We start from the raw sequence: 18529 nt of genomic DNA, 5'->3' as shown, positions 1-18529 counted from the left end.
GACTCATTCCCGGATCCTCACTCTCGGCGACCGACGGAGACGTTAAGCCCCCAAATGTATGAATAATTATTGAGTTATCTCGTCGAGACGCCATTGCCGCTCTCGCAGCCGCCGGGATCGGTGTCGGTGGCGTCGCCGTCTACGCCGTCGACGACGACCGCTCCCAGGGTGGCAGCGAGGAATCGACTCTCGATGAGCCGATCGGGACGCTCGTCTCGCTCGCCGAGGTCCTCTATCCCTCCTCGGTCGAGGGGACGGCCGAGTTCGTCAAGACGTACGCCACCGGTCGCTTCGAGGACGACGACGCGTATCGGACGCGAGTGGAGTGATGCCGTCGCCGTGCTCGATGCGCGAGCGAAGGAGGAGGGTGGAGCCGCGTTTCGTCGCCTCTCGGTCGAGGAGCGCGACGCGTTCACGTCCTCGGGGAGCGTCCCCTACCCCCTACACTCGCGTCAAGGGCGTCGGCGGCACGACGCTCCACTGGATCGGCTATACGCCGCGACACCACCAGAAGGACTTCGAGGTGCACTCTCGGTACGGGCTGGGCGTCGACTGGCCGCTCGACTACGAGGACGTGCGCCCCTACCACGCGGACGTGAAGTCCGAGACGGACGTCTCCGGCGGGGCGGACAACCCCTTCGCCCCGTCCCGCGAGACCGACTTCCCGATGGACGCCTTCCCGCCGAGCTACTCCGACACGCTGTTCCAGGAGGCCTGCGACGAACTCGGCATCCGATCGGAGGACATCTGGACGGGAGCCACGGGCGAGAACGCGATTCCCGCGACCGTCGAAGTCGTGGAGAACGCGGGCAGCGATAACTACCTCTACCTCGACATCGACGGTCAGGAGTGCAGTGTTCAGGCCGCGAGCGATGTAAAACCGGACGTCGGCGACGCGTTCCGCGTGACGTTCGATCCGTCGGACATACACGTGTTCGACACCCAAACGGGCGAGAATCTCCTCGTCGAGGAGACGGACGTGGCGGTGATCTCCGACGAGACGCCCGCCTGACCGACTCTCGCGGTCATCGCCGGAGCCACCGGCGATTCCGAGTTCCGGTCGATGAGGGGAATCGGCGACCCCACCCGAGGGGAGACGCTGAAAACAGGAACGGCGCTGACGACGATTTCCGTGGCCGGTATCGTCTCGACCCTCGTCTCCTCTACACCTGTTCCGCCTGCGTAGTCCCGCTGCGCCGTTTTTCACTCGGTACTCTTTTAACGATATCAGTACATTAACGACTATGCGGTATTACCGACTCCCTGGTAGCAAGCAGAGGCCAACTTCAGATTCACTCGTCGTCATCGACGAAGACGGTGACGCGTACGACCTGACGACGGCGTCGGACGACCTCGGCTCGTTCACCGAACTCGCTCGCGCGGCGAACGCCAGTGACCGTTCCATCGACGCGATCGCACGCGACCGAATTCCGGACGCCGAGCGCCTCGAAACCGGCGACTTAGACGGTGACGCGCTCCTTCCCGTCGTCGCTGACGAGGTGTGGGCGGCGGGCGTTACCTACCGCATCAGCGAGCAAGCCCGCGAAGCCGAGAGCGGAAAGCCGGAGGTGTACATCGACGTCTACGACAGCGAACGACCGGAACTGTTCCTAAAGGCGACGCCGTCACGGACGGTCGGCCCGAACGACGCGATCGGCGTCCGCGGCGACTCTGAGTGGGACGTCCCGGAACCGGAACTCGGCGTCGTCCTCCACCGCGGGGAGGTGGTCGGCTACACCGTCGGCAACGACGTCTCCAGTCGATCCATCGAGGGCGAGAACCCGCTCTATCTCCCGCAGGCGAAGGTGTACGACCGGTGCTGCGCCATCGGTCCCTGCGTCGCCACCGAGGAAGCCGTCGAGGACCCTCACGACCTCTCGATGTCTCTCACCATCGAACGCGACGGCGAGGTAATGTTCGAAGATGCCACCTCGACGGGGGAGATGGCGACCACCTGCGAGAATCTCGTCGATTACCTCGGCCGCCACAACAACCTGCCCGAGACGGTCGTGTTGCTCACCGGGACCGCACTCGTCCCGCCGGAGTCGTTCACGCTCGCGGAGGGCGACCGAGTCACCATCGACATCGACCACATCGGACGCCTCGTCAACGACACCGTCGTCGTCTGAACGGGCGAAAATCTGATTCGCTCGACGACGAAACGGCCGCAATCGACGGAAGAGACGAGGAGAGGAGAGTCCGAACCGGAGGACGGGTTACTCCGCGTCGGCGACGGTCGTCTCTGAGAAGTACGTCCGTCCGGTCTGCGGCACCTCTTTCGTTCCGGTCACCTCGAACGACGCAGACGCGGCGATATCGCTCGCGGAGTGGCCGACTCGGAACTCGTAGGGCCCCGCTTCGACCCTGAGGTCGAAGTCCCGGTCGTGGTAGGCGAGTTGCGACGCGTCCACCTCGAACTCGACGCGTCGGGCCTCACCCGCCTCCAGGGAAACCCGCCGGAACCCGACGAGTTCCTGAACGGGGCGGGCCTGACTGGGGTTCTCGGCGCTGACGTACAGTTGGACGACGTCGTGACCCGCCCGGTCGCCGGCGTTCTCGACGGTGACCGCCGCGGTAATCGTCCCCGCGGGGGCGAGTTCGTCCGAGGAGAGGGAGAAGTCGTCGTACTCGAAGTCGGTGTAACTCAGGCCGTGGCCGAAGGGGTAGAGGGGGTCGCTCCCCACGTAGACGTGTTCCTCGTTCGTCGAGTTGGGCTTCCGACTGTAGTGGACCGGCAGTTGCCCCACCGTTCGCGGGACGGAGACGGGGAGGTGACCGCCGGGGTTGTGTTCGCCGAACAGGACGGCGGCGACGCCCTCGCCGCCGCGTTCGCCCGGAAGCCACGCCTGCAGGACGGCGGGTACCTCCTCGGAGATCTTCTCGATGGAGTGGGGTTTTCCGCTGACGACGACGACGACGACGGGCGTCCCCGTCTCGTCGAGGCGGTCAACGAGCTCCTGTTGGACGCCGGGGAGGCCGAGGTCGGTCACGTCGCACCCTTCACCGCTCGTGGCGACGCTCGGCATATTCACTCGCTCCCTGTCGGAGTCCGAGAAGTCCACGGCGGACCGCGCGCCGACGAACGCGACGGCGACGTCCGCCTCGGCGGCGGCGTCGGCCGCGGCGTCGAAGCCGTCCGTCTCGGGACCGGTCGTTGTGCATCCCTGCTCGAAGGCGACGTCGAAGCCGAGTTCGTCGCCGCGGGCGTTGATGGCGTCGAGGGGCGTCGTCGCGTCGAGTTCGACCTCCTCCTCGGGGTAGTGGGCGGCGTAGGCGTAATCGCCCATGAGCTCTTGGGCGTCGTCCGCCTTCGGACCGACGACGGCGACGGAGTCCGTCTCCTCGCCGACGAGAGGGAGGAGGTCGTCCTCGTTCCTCAGGAGCGTCATCGACTCGCGGGCGGCCCGTTCGGTGAGTTCGTCCGCCGCCTCGGTGCCGAACGGTTCGGACGCCGCGTCGGCGTCCACCGTCGGGTCGTCGAGCAGGCCCTTCCGCGCCTTCGCGCGGAGGACGCGTCGGACCGCGGTATCGACCGTCTCCTCGGAGAGGCGACCGGCCTCGACGGCGTTCACGAGGTGGTCGCCGTAGCAGTCCGTGTAGGGGAGTTCGACGTCGATGCCCGCTTCGAGGGCCATCACGCCCGCCTCCTCCTCGTCGGCGGCGACGCCGTGTTCGCTCCGGAGGAACTCGACGCTGTAGTAGTCCGAGACGACCGTCCCGTCGAAGCCCCACTCCCCGCGGAGAACGTCCGTCAGCAACCACTCGTCGCTCGCACAGGGGACGCCGTCGATGTCGTGGTAGGCGTTCATCACCGACTCGGCGTTCGCCGTCCGGACGGCAGCCTCGAAGGGGAACAGGTGCGTCTCGCGGAGTTCGCGCCGACCGAGGTTGACCGAACTCCGGTTCTTCCCGCCCTCGCCGACGCTGTGGCCGGCGAAGTGTTTCAGCGTCGCGGAGATTCCGTCTCCGTCGCCCTGCAGACCTTCGACGTACCCGCAGGCCATCGCGGCGACCAAGTACGGGTCCTCGCCGAACGTCTCCTCGACGCGGCCCCACCTGAGGTCGCGCGCCACGTCGAGGACGGGCGAGAGCGCGTGTGCGGTGCCGATAGCCTCCAACTGCGTTCGGATGGTGCCGGTTATCTCCCTGACGAGGTCCGGGTCCCACGTGCTGGCGAGGCCGATGGACTGCGGGAACGTCGTCCCTTGGGGGCCCATGTACCCGCTCAGGCACTCCTCGTGGGGTATCGCGGGGACTCCGAGGCGGGTCTCCTCTCGGAGGTACGTCTGGAGTTCGTTCGTGACGCGGGCCGCCTCGGTCGGCGGGAGGCTCCCCTCGCCGCCGATTCTGGTGAGATGGCCGACGCCGTCGGAGAGGTGTTCCTCGACGGCGCTCTCGTCGAGATTCCCCTCCTCGTCGAGGAGTTTGTCAGCGTTCACCGACCCCAACTGCGCCGCCTTTTCCGCCAGCGACATCCGGTCGAGGAGTTCTTCCACTCGCCGGTCGACGGACGTCCCGCCGACTTCGCTATTCGAACGTATCTGCATCAACGAACGTGTTCTATTCCGCGCACTTTAACTGTTCGGACGCCGGAATCCGCCGCCGAACGCGCGCCGGGGGGTTCCAGACGAGAACGTGAGCGACGTTTATTTTCTCCCCTCCGTCCAAGATAATTGCCGTCCGAGCGAGTCGCGCCGTCGCCTTTCGCGCCGCCGACGCTTCGGCGAAACTCGACGGAGGAGTTCTGATATAGAGAACGGAATCGCATCGAGGTGCGACAGCGTCGATTCGGAGGATTACAGGTATAGTTCTGTAATTCCTGCATTACAGTACTAAGGTCGTAATACCACGGAGGGAGCATCGGGCGAGGAGTGCCGACCGACCAGTCAGCGACGGATAGAAGTCCTCAGACGTCGGTTTTGCGGGAGAGAAAGTGAACTGGAGAGTTCGAGGATTCCGCGCGGCGACGTTCGGCGAGTCGCCTCGATCCGTCCGTTCGACCCGCCGGCCGCCGGCGCACTCGTTCTCTATTACGGAACGCGTTCCGGAACCGGCGTCGAGTTCGGGCGTCTCCAGATTTCGGTGCGGACGCCGACGGATCCACGGGACGGTGCGAATCGGTAGCAAGCCGACGAAGCGCGTGAGTGAAACGACGGAGAAGGAACTACGCGAGGGGGTGAACCCCATTCTGCGCGAACGCTACCGTCGTACCGTCAGTCCGCGCCTCTCGGAAGGTGGTATCCGCATGGTTCGCAGACGAACTCGTCGTCGTAGAACGATTCGTGAACCGTGAGACTCTGGTCGCATTGGGGGCAACGCATGCGGTTCCAAGGCCTTTCGATATTCACTTAAGTGTTGCTACGACAATTGTCGAATCGAGGAGCAGAGAAGCGCGGCGGGGAGGCGGAAACGTCGATTACCGACTCCGGGAAAGCCGGGCGGATCAAAAACGTTATGTATCCATCAGGATACACTTCGATTGGTCGCCGCCGAGCGACCAACCGTGCGAAAATCGAGTCAGTCATACCGCCGCGCGCGGCGGTCGGCCGGGGAGTGCGCCTGTCCCCTCGTAGCTCCTGAACCGCTCCCCGTCCGACTTGCGCGGTGCGTTCTACCGGTACTGTCGAAGTCGTCAGACGCACCGTCTGCGAGCGATAACTCCGCGTTCGTCACCGTACCTCGTCGTTCCGTCCCGTTCGCTACCTCGGGGAGGAGTCGTGACAATTCGAACCAATATTTATTTATATCGAGACGGGCAAAATCTTGCTAATGTCTGTCAACCTCGATAACAGGCGTAACGTCGGAGTGCTCGTTGCTCTCGTCGTCGCAACAGTCGTGGTCGCGGCCGCCGGCATCCTCTGGCTTCGCGGCAACGGGGAACCGCTCATCGTGGAAGTGGGGTATACCCTGCTGGTGCTCCTCGCAGCAGCGCTGGCGTACGATAACTACCTGATCCAGTAGCGCCTCTTGACGAGCGATATCCCGAACGATTATTAGGGATTGCCCGAATCGACACGGTAACTCGCTCTCGAAGTAACCATGGCCACGAACGAACTATACACAGGTTGGTCGGCGGTGCCGGGTCCGGAGACTCGGCGGATGATCCGGGACGCGTCGGAGGAGATGGGCGGCCTCGTCCGGAGCACGCTCGGACCGTTAGGGCTGGACAAGATGGTCGTCCGTCGGATGCCCGACGACGAACTCCGCTGGTTCGTCAGCAACGACGGGAGCGCCATCGTCGAGGAGTTCGAAGGGGAGACGGACCACCCGGTCGCACAGCGCTTCGTCCGGGCCGTCGAGGACCACGAGGCTGACTACGGCGACGGTTCGACCACGTTCGTCCTCCTCGCGTCGGAGTTGACGACCGCGGCGATGGACCTCATCGACCGCGGCGTCCACCCGAACGACGTGATAGAGGGGTTCTCCATCGGCGCTCAGCGGACGCTAGAGCGGTGGAACGAGGCGGCGATTCCGCTGACGAACGCCGCCGGGAGACTCGACTGCGACCGACTGCGCGCCGTCGCGACGACGGGGATGACGAACGGCCGCGAGGCGGAGTGGCAACTCGCCGAGTTCGCCGACACGGTGGTCGATGCGGTCATGCGCGTCTCCGACCCCCGGAGCGGAAGCGTCAGACTCGACCACGCTAAAACCGTCGCCGTCCCCGGCGGGAGCGTCTCCGACTCGACGCTCGTCGAGGGGGTCGTCCTCCCGGAGACGGTCGTGACCGCGGAACACCTCCTCCCGGCGACGGGGCCGGTGTTGCTCGTAGACGGGAGTCTCAAGCCCCGAAGCCTCTCGGCGAACGTGAACGTCTCCGTCGAGGACGACGCCGACGCCGAACGGATAGCGAACGGGCGCAGAGACAGCGAGCGAATCGCCGCGGCCATCGCGGCGACGGGGGCCGTCGCCGTGGTCGTGACCGGCGACGCGGACATGGCCGTCGCCAAGGAACTGGCCCGCCACGGGGCGATACTGCTTCGGAACGTCAAGTACACCGACTTCGAGTACATCAAGCGGGCCACCGGCGCGACGCACCGCGGACCGGTCCGCCCGAACGAGCGAATCGACCCCGACATCCTCGGTCACGCGACGGTGCGCTTCCGCGACGCGGGCCGTGACGACGACTGGATCGCCTTCGAACCGCCCGCCGACGCCGGATCGCCCGCGGTTACGCTCGTCGTGCGAGGCGGGACGCAGGCGGCCGCGGAGGAGGCGGAGCGTCGCGTCAGAGACAGCAAGAACGCGCTCCGCGCCTGCGTCATAACGCCGAAAGCGCTCCCCGCGGGGGGAGCGGCGGAGGTGTCGGCGGCGCACGCGGTCAGGGAACTCGCGCCGCGGTTCGACGGGCGAGAGCAACTCGCGGTGGAGGAGTTCGCCGACGTCCTCGAATCCATCCCGAAGACGCTGGCGAGAAACGCCGGGATGGACCCGATGGACGCGCTGGCCGACCTGCGCTCGCGGTATGCGGCGGGTCACCGCCGGACCGCGATATCGAAAGACGGGAGCGTCGTCGACGACGTGACCGCCGACGGCGGCGGTCTGGACCCCTACCAGATCCGCGTGGCGGGGCTGATTCGCGCCGTCGAGTTCGTCACCACCCTCGTCCGAATCGACGGGGTCCTGTTCGACGAACGCCCGCCGACGGCCGACCGGGTGCTCGACGACCCGAAGGTCGGCCCCGAGGAGGCGATGGACGGCTAAAAGGCGGAGGACCGCTAGAGTAACTGCGTCGCGACGACCGCGACCAGCGTCACCGGGAGAACCGAGAGGACGCTCTGCTTCTTGTCGATGCCGTACAGTTCGCTCACGACCGGGAGCAGCAGGAATCCGACGAGAATCCACACCCCCGCCATCATCGTCCCCACGACCCGCATCTGCGGGCTGTCGGCCACCGCCTCGTGCGAGGCGACGACTTCGGAGACGGGTTCCGCACCCGCGACGACGATCTCCGGCGCGGGGATGGTGGCGGCGAGCGCCGCGCTGACTATCACCACCGGGACGAACAGGAGCATCAGGTATCCGCCGACTTTGAACATCGCCGTCTCCATCGCCGTCTCCTCGGAGAGGTGGCCCGCGATGGCGCCGGCGACGCCGAAGTAGAGGAAGCAGACGAAGCCGACGAAGAAGAGGCCGTACAGGAGGTTGATGCCGAGCGCCAGTTGCCACCCGGCGAAGACGTACCCCTGCGACATCGCGAACGGTTCCGAGAGGTACTCGAAGACGCCCCGCACGCCGCCGAGAAGCGTTAGCGCGAGGAGCGGCGGGGTCCACCCGTACCGCTCGACGGTCCGCACGAAGTCGGCGATGCTCCGGGCGTTCGTCAGTTCGTGGCCGAGGCGACGCCACGTCCGGTCGGTGACGCCGACCCCCCGCCCCGAGACGTTCGCGGCGGCCTCCGAGTCGGCGTCCGTCTCGCGTCCGTACTCTGTGATGTCGTCTACGGTCATGGGTGTGCTGTGGGGGATGCTGGGGTCACGGGTCGGTTTCGTCGCCGTCGTTCGTCCGTCGGATAGCGGTCATGGGGTCAGTCGCTCGTCCCCGTCGCCGACTCCGTCTGGGCTTCGGCGACCGACGCGGTGCTCAGACTCAGGTTCTCGCCGGTGTTCGGATCGAACACGTGGACGTGTTCCGTGTCGAACGTGAGGTAGACCGGGTCGTCGCTCCGTTCGTACCGCGCGGGAATCGAATCCGGTTCGATGAACACCTTGTACTCCTCTCTGTCGCCTTGCTCGTCCGCGCCGATGTCGATGTCGTCGGCGATGACGGAGGAGACGTCGACGTGGTCCTCCAAGTCGAAGTACAGCAGGTCGTTGCTCCCGAGGGGTTCGATGATGTCCACGAACGCCCGCACCGACTCCTCCGTCGGCGTCTCGTGGACGTGGATGTGCTCCGGGCGGACGCCCAACAGGAACCGCTCGGCGTCGCTCCGCGCGGCGATGGCCTCCGCCTGCCGCTTCGGAATCGGAAGTTCGATGTCGCCCGTGAACCGGGCCTGCTCGCCCGAGAGGTCCAACTCGGAGACGAACATGTTCATCGAGGGGCTGCCGATGAACTGCGCGACGAACGTGTTCTTCGGCCGGTTGTACACCTCGCGGGGCGACCCCACCTGCTGGAGCGTTCCGTTGTTGAGGATGGCGATGCGGTCGCTCATCGTCATCGCCTCCTCCTGGTCGTGCGTCACGTAGATAGTCGTCGTCTCGAACGTCTGCTGGAGGCGCTGGAGTTCGGTCCGCATGTGCTTGCGGAGTTTCGCGTCCAGATTCGAGAGCGGTTCGTCGAACAGGAACACGGCGGGGTCGCGGACGATGGCGCGGCCGGTCGCCACCCGTTGACGCTGACCGCCGGAGAGGTGCTTCGGCTTCTGGTCGAGGAGTTCGCCGATGCCCATGAGGTCGGCCGCCTCCTCGACGCGTTCGTTTATCTCCTCGGCCGGGAGGTCCGTCGAGCGCTTGAGGCCGAACGCCATGTTGTCCCGCACCGAGAGGTGGGGGTACAGCGCGTAGTTCTGAAACACCATCGCGATGTCCCGCTTGCGCGGCGGAAGCCGGTTGACCGGCGTGTCGCCGATGCGTATCTCGCCGTCCGTTATCTCTTCGAGGCCCGCGAGCATCCGAAGCAGCGTCGACTTGCCGGACCCGCTGGGACCGACGAGCGTCAGAAACTCCCCGTCCTCGATCTCGAGGTCGAACTGGTCCACGGCGAGGATGTCTCCCTCGTACCGCTTCGTTACGCTGTCGAATAGGATTCGGCTCATACTTAGCGAACGTTTCTATCGTAACTATTTATTATTTTTGTTGGCCGTCAAGAACGGAGCGGAAAATCAGCCTTGTTGGCCGTCAGGAACGGAGCGAAAAATCAGCCGGGGCGCGGGGCGACCGTCAGGTCTTGACCGCACCCTCGGCGAGGCCGTTGATGATGTACTTCTGGAGGAAGAACAGGATGACGAACAACGGAAGCGTCGCGCCGAGAGCGCCGGCCATCAGCAGGTCCCACTGGAGGGCGTACTGGCCGATCCAGGAACTGAGTCCCGGCGGCAGCGTCGTCTTCCCGTCGTCGTTGATGAGGATGAGCGCCATCACGAACTCGTTCCACGCGAAGATCCACGCGAAGATGGCGGTGGTCGCGATGGCCGGCGACGAGAGGGGGACGATGACCCGGATGACCGCGCCGATGCGGGTGCTTCCGTCTATCATCGCCGCCTCCTCCAGCGCCTCGGGCAGGTTCTCGTAGAACCCCCGCAGCATCCAGATGGAGAACGGCAGCACGAACGCGACGTACGCTATCGTGAGGCCGATGAGACTGTTGAACAGACCGATGTTGCGGAAGATGAGGAACAGCGGAACCGCCACTAAGATGAGCGGGAACATCTGCGTGAGCAACAGGAACGTCGCCACGGCCTTCCGACCCTTGAATTCAAGCCGGCCGATGCTGTACGCTCCAAACGTACAGACGATGATGCTCAGCACCGTCGACGCCACCGTGACGATGGCGCTGTTGCGGAACCAGATGGGGAAGTTGGTCTCGGTCAGCATCCTCTCGTACGCATCGAAGCTGACCCCGTTGAGCCACGTTCCCGGGCTCTGGACGAACGTGTCGAACGCGACCGGGTTCAGCGAAACCACGATCATCCAGAAGACCGGCAGTAGGACCACGAATACCGACGACCAAAGCACCGCGTGGAATCCGAGCGCCTTCGCCCACGTGGTGACCTTCGGTGATACCTCGAAGCCGAACAGTTCGTCCGTGTCTCTCGTTTCACTTGCCATGTTATTTCCCTCCGACTTCGTCCTGGTAGAGCCGCAGATAGACCATCCCGTACCCGAGCATGATGAGGAGCATCACGACCGCGATAGCCGCCGCGACGCCGAAGTTGTTCTGGATGAACGCCTGCCGGTAGATGTACACCGGCAACACCATAGAGGAGTTCCCGGGACCGCCGCTCGTCATCACGAAGATGAGCGTGAAGTGGTTGAGCGTCCAGAGACTCATCAGGAGCGTCGTCACGATGCCGATGGGCTGGAGGAACGGGAGCGTGATATGCCGGAACAGGTCTAATCGGGTCGATCCGTCGACCTGCGCCGCCTCGTAGAGGTCCTGGGGGATACCCTTCATCGCCGCGAGGAAGGTTATCATGAAGAACGGGAAGTTGCGCCAGACGTACGCGATGGTCACCGAGAACAGCGCGTACCGGGAGCGGCCGAGCCACGCGATTCCCTCGCCGAATCCGAGCACTTCGAGGAACCCGTTGAACATCCCGAGTTCGTAGTTGAACAGCAGCGTCCAGTTCAGCGCGACGGCGATGAACGGAATCGTCCACGGGAGTAAGAGGAGCGTCGTCGCGATGGACCGCCCCTTGAACTCACGGTTGAGCAGTATCGCGAACGCCAGTCCCAGGATCGCCATGAGGACCACCGCCGTGAACGACCAGACGAAGGTGTTCTTCATCACCACCCAGAAGTCGGGCAGCGTGAGTACTTCGACGTAGTTTTCGAGCCCCACGAAGACGTCCGCTTGGAGACCACCGTACTCGTAGAAGCTCAGGGCGATTCCCCGGAGGATCGGCAGGACGCTGATGACACCGAGTGCCGCCAACGTTGGCAGTAGGAACAGCCAACCCCAGAGGCTCTCTTTCGAGAGCCAGTACTGGTACTCCTCCGGGATAGTGATTCTACCTAGTGCCGAGGTGTTTCTTGACATACTCTATCTTGCGAAATGGCGCACTGATGTTTTATTTGTGGTGGTTATTACCGAGTCCACCGCGGAGGTCCGGACGACCGGTTTCGAGGGACCTCGCGTCGGCGAACTCACGCCCCGTCACTCGTAGGGGTTGTATATCTTCGGCACGCCGTCGCCGGTGATCCACGGCTGGACCTCCTTCGGTGCGTCCTCAAGCGACGGTCCCTCGCTGGGCGCTTTCAACTCGTAGTCGACGTAGTCGGCGCTGTTGATGGCCGACCGCGCCTTGTTCGCCATGGTCCCGAGCGCCTTCTTCGGGTCCGTGTCGGAGCCGATCATCCCCGATATCGCCGTCGAGTAGCCGGTCGTGTTGCCCTCGACGGAGCCCATGAACGGGGCGACGCGTCCGGCGCCGGTGACGCCGTACCGAACCGCGTTCGGCGCCTGTTCGAGGCGGGCTTCGAGCCACGAGTCCGGTATCTCGGTCGGGTTGTCGGTGAACAGTTCCATCTGCTCTTGGCCCTTGCGGACCGGAAGGAAGTTCGGCGCCGACACCGGGAAGTACTTGTTCAGCTGGTCGGGCTGGGTCATGTAGTCCATGAAGCCGAGCGAAATCTTGTCGTCGACGTCGTGGCGGGTGACGTTCTGCTTGAACGTCGTCAGGCAACTGCCGCCCATGAAGGACTGCCGCTTGCCGTTCGGACCGGCCGGCATCGGTGTCAGTTCCGTGGCCTTGGCCAGTTCCTTGTGTTCTTCGGAGACGCCCTCCTGCGGGTCGATGAGGCTGCGGGCTAAGTCCGTCGGAAGGTGGGCGATGGCCGTCCGGTTGGCGCGGTAGAGCTCCTCGCCGGCGGTGCTGTCGATACCGCCCCATCCGCCGGGCGCGATGTCCCACTTCTCGCGGAGACTCAGCGTCCAGAGGTGAGCGAAAAGCGACGCCGGACTGTCGATTTCGACGCTGAACTTGCCGTCGGAGTGGCCGTAGAACGATCCGCCGGACTGGTGCGTTATCGCCGTCTGGTTCTGACCGGTCGGGAAGTCCGTCGCACCGGGCGTCGTGAACCCGGAGGCGTTGGTGTTCTTCGAGACGGCCTGTCCGGCCTTGATGAGTTCGGGCCACGTCTCCGGCGGCTTGGAGACGCCCGCCTCCTCTAGGAGGTTCATGTTGACGTGGCTCGTTCGGAGCTCCATGAACCACGGCATCCCCCAGTAATCGCCGTCGAACTGGCCCCACTTCGAAATCGTGCTGTACCAGTCGTCGTACTTGTTGAACAGTTCGGTGTTGGGTCGCGCCGCGCCGCGGTTACCGAAGTCGGCCGCGTGTTCGCACGCCATCTCGGAGACGTTCGGCATCGAACGGCCCTCGATGGAGGCGCTCCACTCCTGGAACACCTGGTCCCAGGTGACGACTTGGGTGGTCAGGTTGATTTTCGCGTCCGCGGCGTCCTCGTACCCCTTGGCCGCCTCTTTGATTGCCTTCGTCTCCGCGGGGATGTACCCCCGCATCGTCCACCACAGGAAGTCCTGTTCGCCGTTGCCGTCGGTGCCGCCGTCGCCGCCACTGCACCCGGCGAGGGCCGTCACACCCGCCGCGCTGGCCGCCGCGGCCGTCTCCATGAACTTCCGGCGCGAGTACTCCTCCGATTGGTCGTCCGACTGAGCGTCCGACTGGCCGTCGGACCCCCCGGTCGGTCGCGATGCTGTTTCGTCCATACCGTCCACTGTCGACGCCATACAGCATATGTAAGAAAGGTCCATTATATATCTACCGGGCTTCGAACGGACTGTCCGGAGAGCAATGATGAACGGCCGTTTCGCCGAGGATCGGCGTCTCGGCCGGGACAGGGCCCCGAAATCGATTTGAGGAGGGGCGGCGACTCGTCTACGCTTGCTGGGCGTCCACCACCGCCACCGCCGCGAGGTTGACGATGTCGCCCACCTCGTCGCCGCGTTGGATGACGTGGACCGGCTTGTCCATGCCGACGAGCATCGGGCCGACCGCTTCGGCGTCGCCGAGTCGTTGGAGGAGTTTGTAGCCGATGTTACCCGCTTCGAGGTTCGGGAACACGAGGACGTTCGCCGGTCCGTCCAACTCGGAGAACTCGTACGTGTCCGCGACAATATCCTCAACGACGGCGGTGTCGGCCTGCATCTCGCCGTCCACGGGGAAATCGACGCCCGGGTCGTCGCGCAACGCCCGCGCCGCATCGCGGGGTTTGCGCGTCCCCGCGTTGTCCACGCTTCCGAAGTCGGAGTACGAGAGGAACGCGACGCGCGGGTCCACGTTGAACCGGCGCGCGAGGTCGGCGGTGTGCCGGGCGACCTCCGCGAGGACGTCGGCGTCCGGGTTCCGGTTCACCGTCGCGTCGGCGCAGAATATCACTCGGTCGGCGACGGTGAGCATGTAGACGCCGGCGGCGTAATCCGCGTCCTCCTTGGTGCCGATGACCTGCAACGGCGGGCGAAGCGCAGAGGGGTAGTGGTGCGTCAGTCCGGTGAGCATCGCGTCGGCGTCGCCCTCCTCGACCATCACGCTGGCGAGGTAGTTTGGGTCGGTCCGGACGAGTTCGTCGGCCTCCCGGCGCGTCAGTCCCTTTCGGCGGCGCAGACGGTGGAGTCGGTCGGCGTACTCGTCGAGTTCGTCCGCCGTCGGGTCCACGACGCGGGGGTCGTAGTCCAGTCCGCGGGTCGCGACGACCGACTCGACGGTCTCTCTGTCCCCGACGAGGAGGGGTTCCGCGATACCCTCCGCCTCCATACGTGCGGCCGCGCGTATCATCTTCTCGTCGTTGCCCTCCGCGAGGACGACGCGCTTAGGATCGTTCTGCGCCTTGTTGAGAACGACGCGGAGCATCTCCAGCGACTTTCCGACGCGCGCTTCGAGCTGTTCGTGGTACGCCTCCAAGTCGATGTCTCGCCGGGCGACGCCGCTGTTTATCGCGGCCTGCGCGACTGCCGACGACACCTCGAACAGGACGCGGGTGTCGAGCGGTTTCGGGATGACGTAGTCGGGGCCGTACTGGAGGGGTTGGTCGCTGTAGGCTTTCACGACGGCGTCGGGCACGTCCTGTTTCGCCAAGTCGGCGAGTGCGTGGGCGGCCGCGCGCTTCATCTCCTCGTTGATCTCCGTCGCGCGCGCGTCGAGTGCGCCGCGGAAGATGAACGGGAACCCCAGCACGTTGTTCACTTGGTTGGGGTAGTCCGAGCGACCGGTGGCCATGATCACCGTGTCGTCGCGGGCCTCTTTCGCCTCCTCGTAGCCGATTTCGGGGTCCGGGTTCGCCATCGCGAAGATTATCGGGTCCTCCGCCATCGACCGAACCATCTCTTGGGAGACGATGCCGCCCGCGGAGAGGCCGACGAACACGTCCGCGCCCTCCATCGCCTCCGCGAGGCCGCCGTCGGGGACGTCCCGCGCGAACTCGCGGTTGTACTCGTTCAGGTCGCCGGCGTCCGCCCGGTCGGTCGTGAGGATGCCGTCGATGTCGCACATGACGATGTTCTCCGGTCGGACCCCGAGAGAGACGTAGAAGCGCGCGGTGGCCGTCGCGGCGGCACCGGCCCCGGCGAAGGTGACCCGAATCTCGTCTAAATCCTTCCCCGCGATATCGACGGCGTTGAGGAGGGCCGCCCCGGAGATGATGGCCGTCCCGTGTTGGTCGTCGTGGAAGACGGGGATGGACATCTCCTCGCGGAGTCGTTCCTCTATCTCGAAGCACTCGGGGGCCTTGATGTCCTCCAAGTTGACGCCGCCGAAGGTGGGCTCCATCGCACTCACGGTTCGGACGAACTCGTCTACGTCGCTCGCGTCGAGTTCGACGTCGAACACGTCGATGTCTGCGAACCGCTTGAAGAGGACGCCCTTGCCCTCCATGACGGGTTTCGACGCCTGCGCGCCGATGTCGCCGAGTCCGAGGACGGCGGACCCGTCCGAGACGACGCCGACGAGATTCCCCTTCGCGGTGTACTCGTAGGCGGCCCCCGGGTCTTCGTCGATGTCGCGGCACGGCGCGGCGACGCCCGGCGAGTACGCGAGACTCAGGTCGCGTTGGGTGTTCGTCGGCTTGGTCGTCGAAATCTCTATCTTTCCGGACGGGTCCTCTCGGTGATACTCCCGCGCGTCGTCGTCAAGTGTCATAGATAGGTAGACACCACCAGCACGGAACATAAATGTGGTTGACTGACAGAGAGTGGACCTACCGCGAAAGTAATACAATTATTTCTGTTAACATTGTCTCCAATAACTGCTCTCGGTGAGATGGGTGCATCTGTTTATATTAAAGAAGCAATCAACGAAGATTCCGTTTGTATTCGCTATTCGGACGCAGATCCCAGGATATATTCGATTATAGTGCCAAAAATTGTAGTGAATTATTTTTCGAAACGGCTGCGGAAGACACCTCCGAAAGAGAAAGGCGAGACGATTCCGCGAAATCGAGATAGTGGAACACAGCCTTAGTGGGGGCTAAATTCCGTGTTTTCTCCCAATTCTTCCGATACCGACGAACGGTCTCGACGGTGCGTGAATTCCGCTCAAAGGATGGTTTCGATAGAATTAATTGTACAAATCGAAGAGGAGGAGATAATGGCTAAGGCGGCTATCGTCTCACGAGAACTACCCGATACGATTCGGGCGTCCGAAGCGGCCTTCACCTCCACTACTGCAAGTGAACGCGAGACGCTAAGCCCCGTCGCGGCCGCGATTCACGATTCGTGGAGGGGGTCGAGGTCGCCGTGGAGTTCGCGGTTCATCACGTCGGCGACGAACAGTCTGAGGCGGTCGAGGAGTTCCGCCTCCGTCCCGTAGGACTCGATTCTGAGGTCCCACCGTTCGTTCGCCGCCCGGAGCATCGCACTCGTCACGTCCGCCTCGTGGAGGAACAGCATCCGGTCGCCGTGCGTCTCCGACAACGCTTCGAGCACCGACCCCGCCTCCTCGCCGACGCCGAAGTTGTGACCGAGGTAGGGGAGGACGAACGCCGTGACGTTGCTCTGCCGGGCGTACTCGATACTCTGGGTCGCCGCGTCCACGTCGTCCACGTCGATACCCACGTCCACGGCGAGGAAGGCGTTCACCCCGGGGTCGGCCCGAAGCGACCCCTGCACGCGGCGGAGCAACGCCTGCGCCTCGTCGATGTCGTCGCGTCGCTTGAACAGTCGCCTGATGGGACCGGGGAGCTCCTCCACCTCGATGTCCGCCCGTTCCTCCTCCGAGAGGACGTACGCCAAGTTGAACGACTTGTACGGACCCATGATGTAGAGTAAGAAGCGCGAGTACGCGACCGATCCCAACGACTCCCGGATTCGGTCCCGCGTTATCTCCGTTCCCATACCGGCGACTCGGACGGATGCTATATAAAAAGAGACGTTTTCGAGGGTCGTTGAGTCAGCAATCGTTAAACGGGCTCGTAGAGTACAGAGAGACGAATGGCGACCAACCACGCCGCGGCCGACGACGGAGACGCCCCGGAGGACCCGGAGGACCTCCTGCCGCCGACGAGCGTCCTCTCTCTGGACGACTACCTCGACATGCAGGCGGCCATCGGCGACAGGACGCGGTTCGCCGTCGTCTACACCCTCGTCCACGCGGGCGACCAGAGCCCCAAGCAACTTGAAGAACGCCTCGACGTCCGCGGGAACACCCTCCACTACCACCTGAACAAACTCGTGGACGTGGGCCTCGTCGAGAAACGAAAGCGGGCTGAACGCGACAGCGAAGGCCTCTACACCTACTACGCGGCGACATCTCTGGGCGAGGGAATCCTCGAACACGGGGTCGAAGAACTCATCCGCCGGGAGCGAACGTACCTCGACGCCTACGGCGACGACGCCGAGGCGGAGAACTGACTCCGCGGATTACCCGTCGGACGCCGTTTCGTCGGGGATATCGCATTCCAGCGCCGCGCCGCAACAGGAGGAGACGTACGATTCGAACTCCCGGACCAACTTGCAGTCGCGGTACCGTCTGGCGACGACGTTCTCGCAGTCCGTACAGGTGAGTAGGTACGCTGGCGTGGCGAAGTGGCGAACCCGGACGGGGGCGTCGAGGGCCTCCGCGCGCCGACGGAACGCCGGTCCGTGGTCCGTCGTCCCGAACCGCTGGAACTGCTCTACGTGGACGAGTTCGTGTCTGAGCGTCGCCGTCCACTCCCCGTAGTCGAACGACTGGAACGCCCGCCACGAGAGCGACACCGTACACGTCGGCGCGCCTCCGTCCGCCGCCGCCGTCGGCCGTTCGCCCCAGTCTATCGGGTCGCCGACGGCCGTTTCGGAAACCTTCGGTCGCTTCACCGCCGCCGCCCGGCGCTTCGCGCGGGTCGAAACCTCCCACGACACCCGTGAGAACGCCACGCTCAGGTCGAACTCGGAGGCGGCGTTTTCGCAGTAGTCGCGCGAGAACGCTATCAACTCCTCGTGACTGCCGACGGTCTCGAACTCCCGCCGGAGTCGGTCGGCGAACACTCCTTCGGACACGGGTGGCCCGTCATCAGGGGGTAAGAAAACTGTTCGGTTCCCCGACCGGTGAGAAGAGTGACCGGACGGGGAACCGGACAGACGGGAGGAGGTGAGAAAACGGGAGACGACTCACGTCAGAGACGGGGGAGTTCGGTCCAAATAATTATGTCTGGATTCCCGGAGACGGTTGTGGCGTTCGAGTTCCGACGAGCGTGTTCGTACGTGCAGTGACCTCGGTCACCATCCGCCGGCGGACGGCTGCGTAGTTCCGTACCGCCAGCGCGTCGGTACGGCCGTCGGATCGATGCGTCGCTTTCGAACCGTAAAGGACTGGTACCGTCGCGGGGACTGTCCGCCGTGCGATCGACGGCGACCGACGAACGATTACGCGGCG

15 protein-coding genes are annotated in these 18529 nt (G+C 64.5%); 5 read left to right on the top strand and 10 right to left on the bottom strand.

Annotated elements, in window-relative coordinates:
* Positions 1-74 precede the first annotated feature (74 nt).
* Positions 75-416, bottom strand: coding sequence for a hypothetical protein (locus ACFQEV_RS00950; RefSeq protein WP_379692021.1), 342 nt, complete (start codon positions 414-416; stop codon positions 75-77).
* Between the two features lie 107 nt (positions 417-523).
* Here ACFQEV_RS00950 and ACFQEV_RS00945 point away from each other — a divergent pair, with 107 nt between their 5' ends.
* On the top strand, positions 524-1012 hold the full coding sequence (locus tag ACFQEV_RS00945) for a TOBE domain-containing protein (RefSeq protein ID WP_379692020.1): 489 nt from the start codon (positions 524-526) through the stop codon (positions 1010-1012).
* 232 nt (positions 1013-1244) lie between these two features.
* Entirely contained in the window at positions 1245-2129 is an 885-nt protein-coding gene (locus ACFQEV_RS00940) for a fumarylacetoacetate hydrolase family protein (RefSeq protein ID WP_379692019.1), read from the top strand.
* 87 nt (positions 2130-2216) lie between these two features.
* Here ACFQEV_RS00940 and ACFQEV_RS00935 read toward each other — a convergent pair whose 3' ends face one another.
* The gene (locus tag ACFQEV_RS00935) at positions 2217-4547 is read right to left on the bottom strand and encodes a glycoside hydrolase family 3 N-terminal domain-containing protein (RefSeq protein WP_379692018.1); all 2331 of its coding nucleotides are present in this window, start codon (positions 4545-4547) and stop codon (positions 2217-2219) included.
* A 1222-nt stretch (positions 4548-5769) separates the two neighbouring features.
* Here ACFQEV_RS00935 and ACFQEV_RS00930 point away from each other — a divergent pair.
* On the top strand, positions 5770-5961 hold the full coding sequence (locus tag ACFQEV_RS00930; RefSeq protein WP_379692017.1) for a hypothetical protein: 192 nt from the start codon (positions 5770-5772) through the stop codon (positions 5959-5961).
* A gap of 138 nt (positions 5962-6099) precedes the next feature.
* Positions 6100-7704 (top strand): TCP-1/cpn60 chaperonin family protein, encoded by a 1605-nt coding sequence (locus tag ACFQEV_RS00925; RefSeq protein ID WP_379692016.1) that lies wholly within the window; start codon positions 6100-6102, stop codon positions 7702-7704.
* 14 nt (positions 7705-7718) lie between these two features.
* On the opposite strand, the gene ACFQEV_RS00920 is transcribed toward ACFQEV_RS00925, so the two are convergent.
* The 7 genes from ACFQEV_RS00920 to ACFQEV_RS00890 form a co-directional block, all read right to left on the bottom strand.
* On the bottom strand, positions 7719-8450 hold the full coding sequence (locus ACFQEV_RS00920) for a hypothetical protein (RefSeq protein ID WP_379692015.1): 732 nt from the start codon (positions 8448-8450) through the stop codon (positions 7719-7721).
* Positions 8451-8527: 77 nt separating this feature from the next.
* Positions 8528-9757 carry an ABC transporter ATP-binding protein gene (locus tag ACFQEV_RS00915; RefSeq protein WP_379692014.1) on the bottom strand — a complete coding sequence of 410 codons (1230 nt, stop codon included), beginning with the start codon at positions 9755-9757 and terminating at the stop codon, positions 8528-8530.
* 124 nt (positions 9758-9881) lie between these two features.
* Positions 9882-10769 (bottom strand): carbohydrate ABC transporter permease, encoded by an 888-nt coding sequence (locus ACFQEV_RS00910; RefSeq protein WP_379692013.1) that lies wholly within the window; start codon positions 10767-10769, stop codon positions 9882-9884.
* A 1-nt stretch (position 10770) separates the two neighbouring features.
* Positions 10771-11700 (bottom strand): carbohydrate ABC transporter permease, encoded by a 930-nt coding sequence (locus ACFQEV_RS00905; protein ID WP_379692012.1) that lies wholly within the window; start codon positions 11698-11700, stop codon positions 10771-10773.
* Positions 11701-11817: 117 nt separating this feature from the next.
* On the bottom strand, positions 11818-13392 hold the full coding sequence (locus tag ACFQEV_RS00900; protein ID WP_379692010.1) for an ABC transporter substrate-binding protein: 1575 nt from the start codon (positions 13390-13392) through the stop codon (positions 11818-11820).
* A 169-nt stretch (positions 13393-13561) separates the two neighbouring features.
* Entirely contained in the window at positions 13562-15817 is a 2256-nt protein-coding gene (locus tag ACFQEV_RS00895) for an NADP-dependent malic enzyme (RefSeq protein ID WP_379692009.1), read from the bottom strand.
* A 566-nt stretch (positions 15818-16383) separates the two neighbouring features.
* Positions 16384-17010 carry a DUF7509 family protein gene (locus ACFQEV_RS00890; RefSeq protein ID WP_379692008.1) on the bottom strand — a complete coding sequence of 209 codons (627 nt, stop codon included), beginning with the start codon at positions 17008-17010 and terminating at the stop codon, positions 16384-16386.
* A gap of 96 nt (positions 17011-17106) precedes the next feature.
* On the opposite strand from ACFQEV_RS00890, the gene ACFQEV_RS00885 reads away from it, so the two are divergent.
* Positions 17107-17526 carry a helix-turn-helix domain-containing protein gene (locus ACFQEV_RS00885; protein WP_379692007.1) on the top strand — a complete coding sequence of 140 codons (420 nt, stop codon included), beginning with the start codon at positions 17107-17109 and terminating at the stop codon, positions 17524-17526.
* 9 nt (positions 17527-17535) lie between these two features.
* On the opposite strand, the gene ACFQEV_RS00880 is transcribed toward ACFQEV_RS00885, so the two are convergent.
* A complete protein-coding gene (locus tag ACFQEV_RS00880) occupies positions 17536-18153 on the bottom strand; it encodes a SprT-like domain-containing protein (RefSeq protein WP_379692006.1) in 618 nt (205 codons plus the stop codon).
* Positions 18154-18529 lie beyond the last annotated feature (376 nt).

Source organism: Halopelagius fulvigenes, from assembly GCF_042662625.1.
In the GTDB taxonomy this organism is placed as follows: Archaea; Halobacteriota; Halobacteria; order Halobacteriales; family Haloferacaceae; genus Halopelagius; species Halopelagius fulvigenes.
Note: the sequence above shows the minus strand (reverse complement) of the source record. Positions and strands in the feature narration are given on the sequence as shown.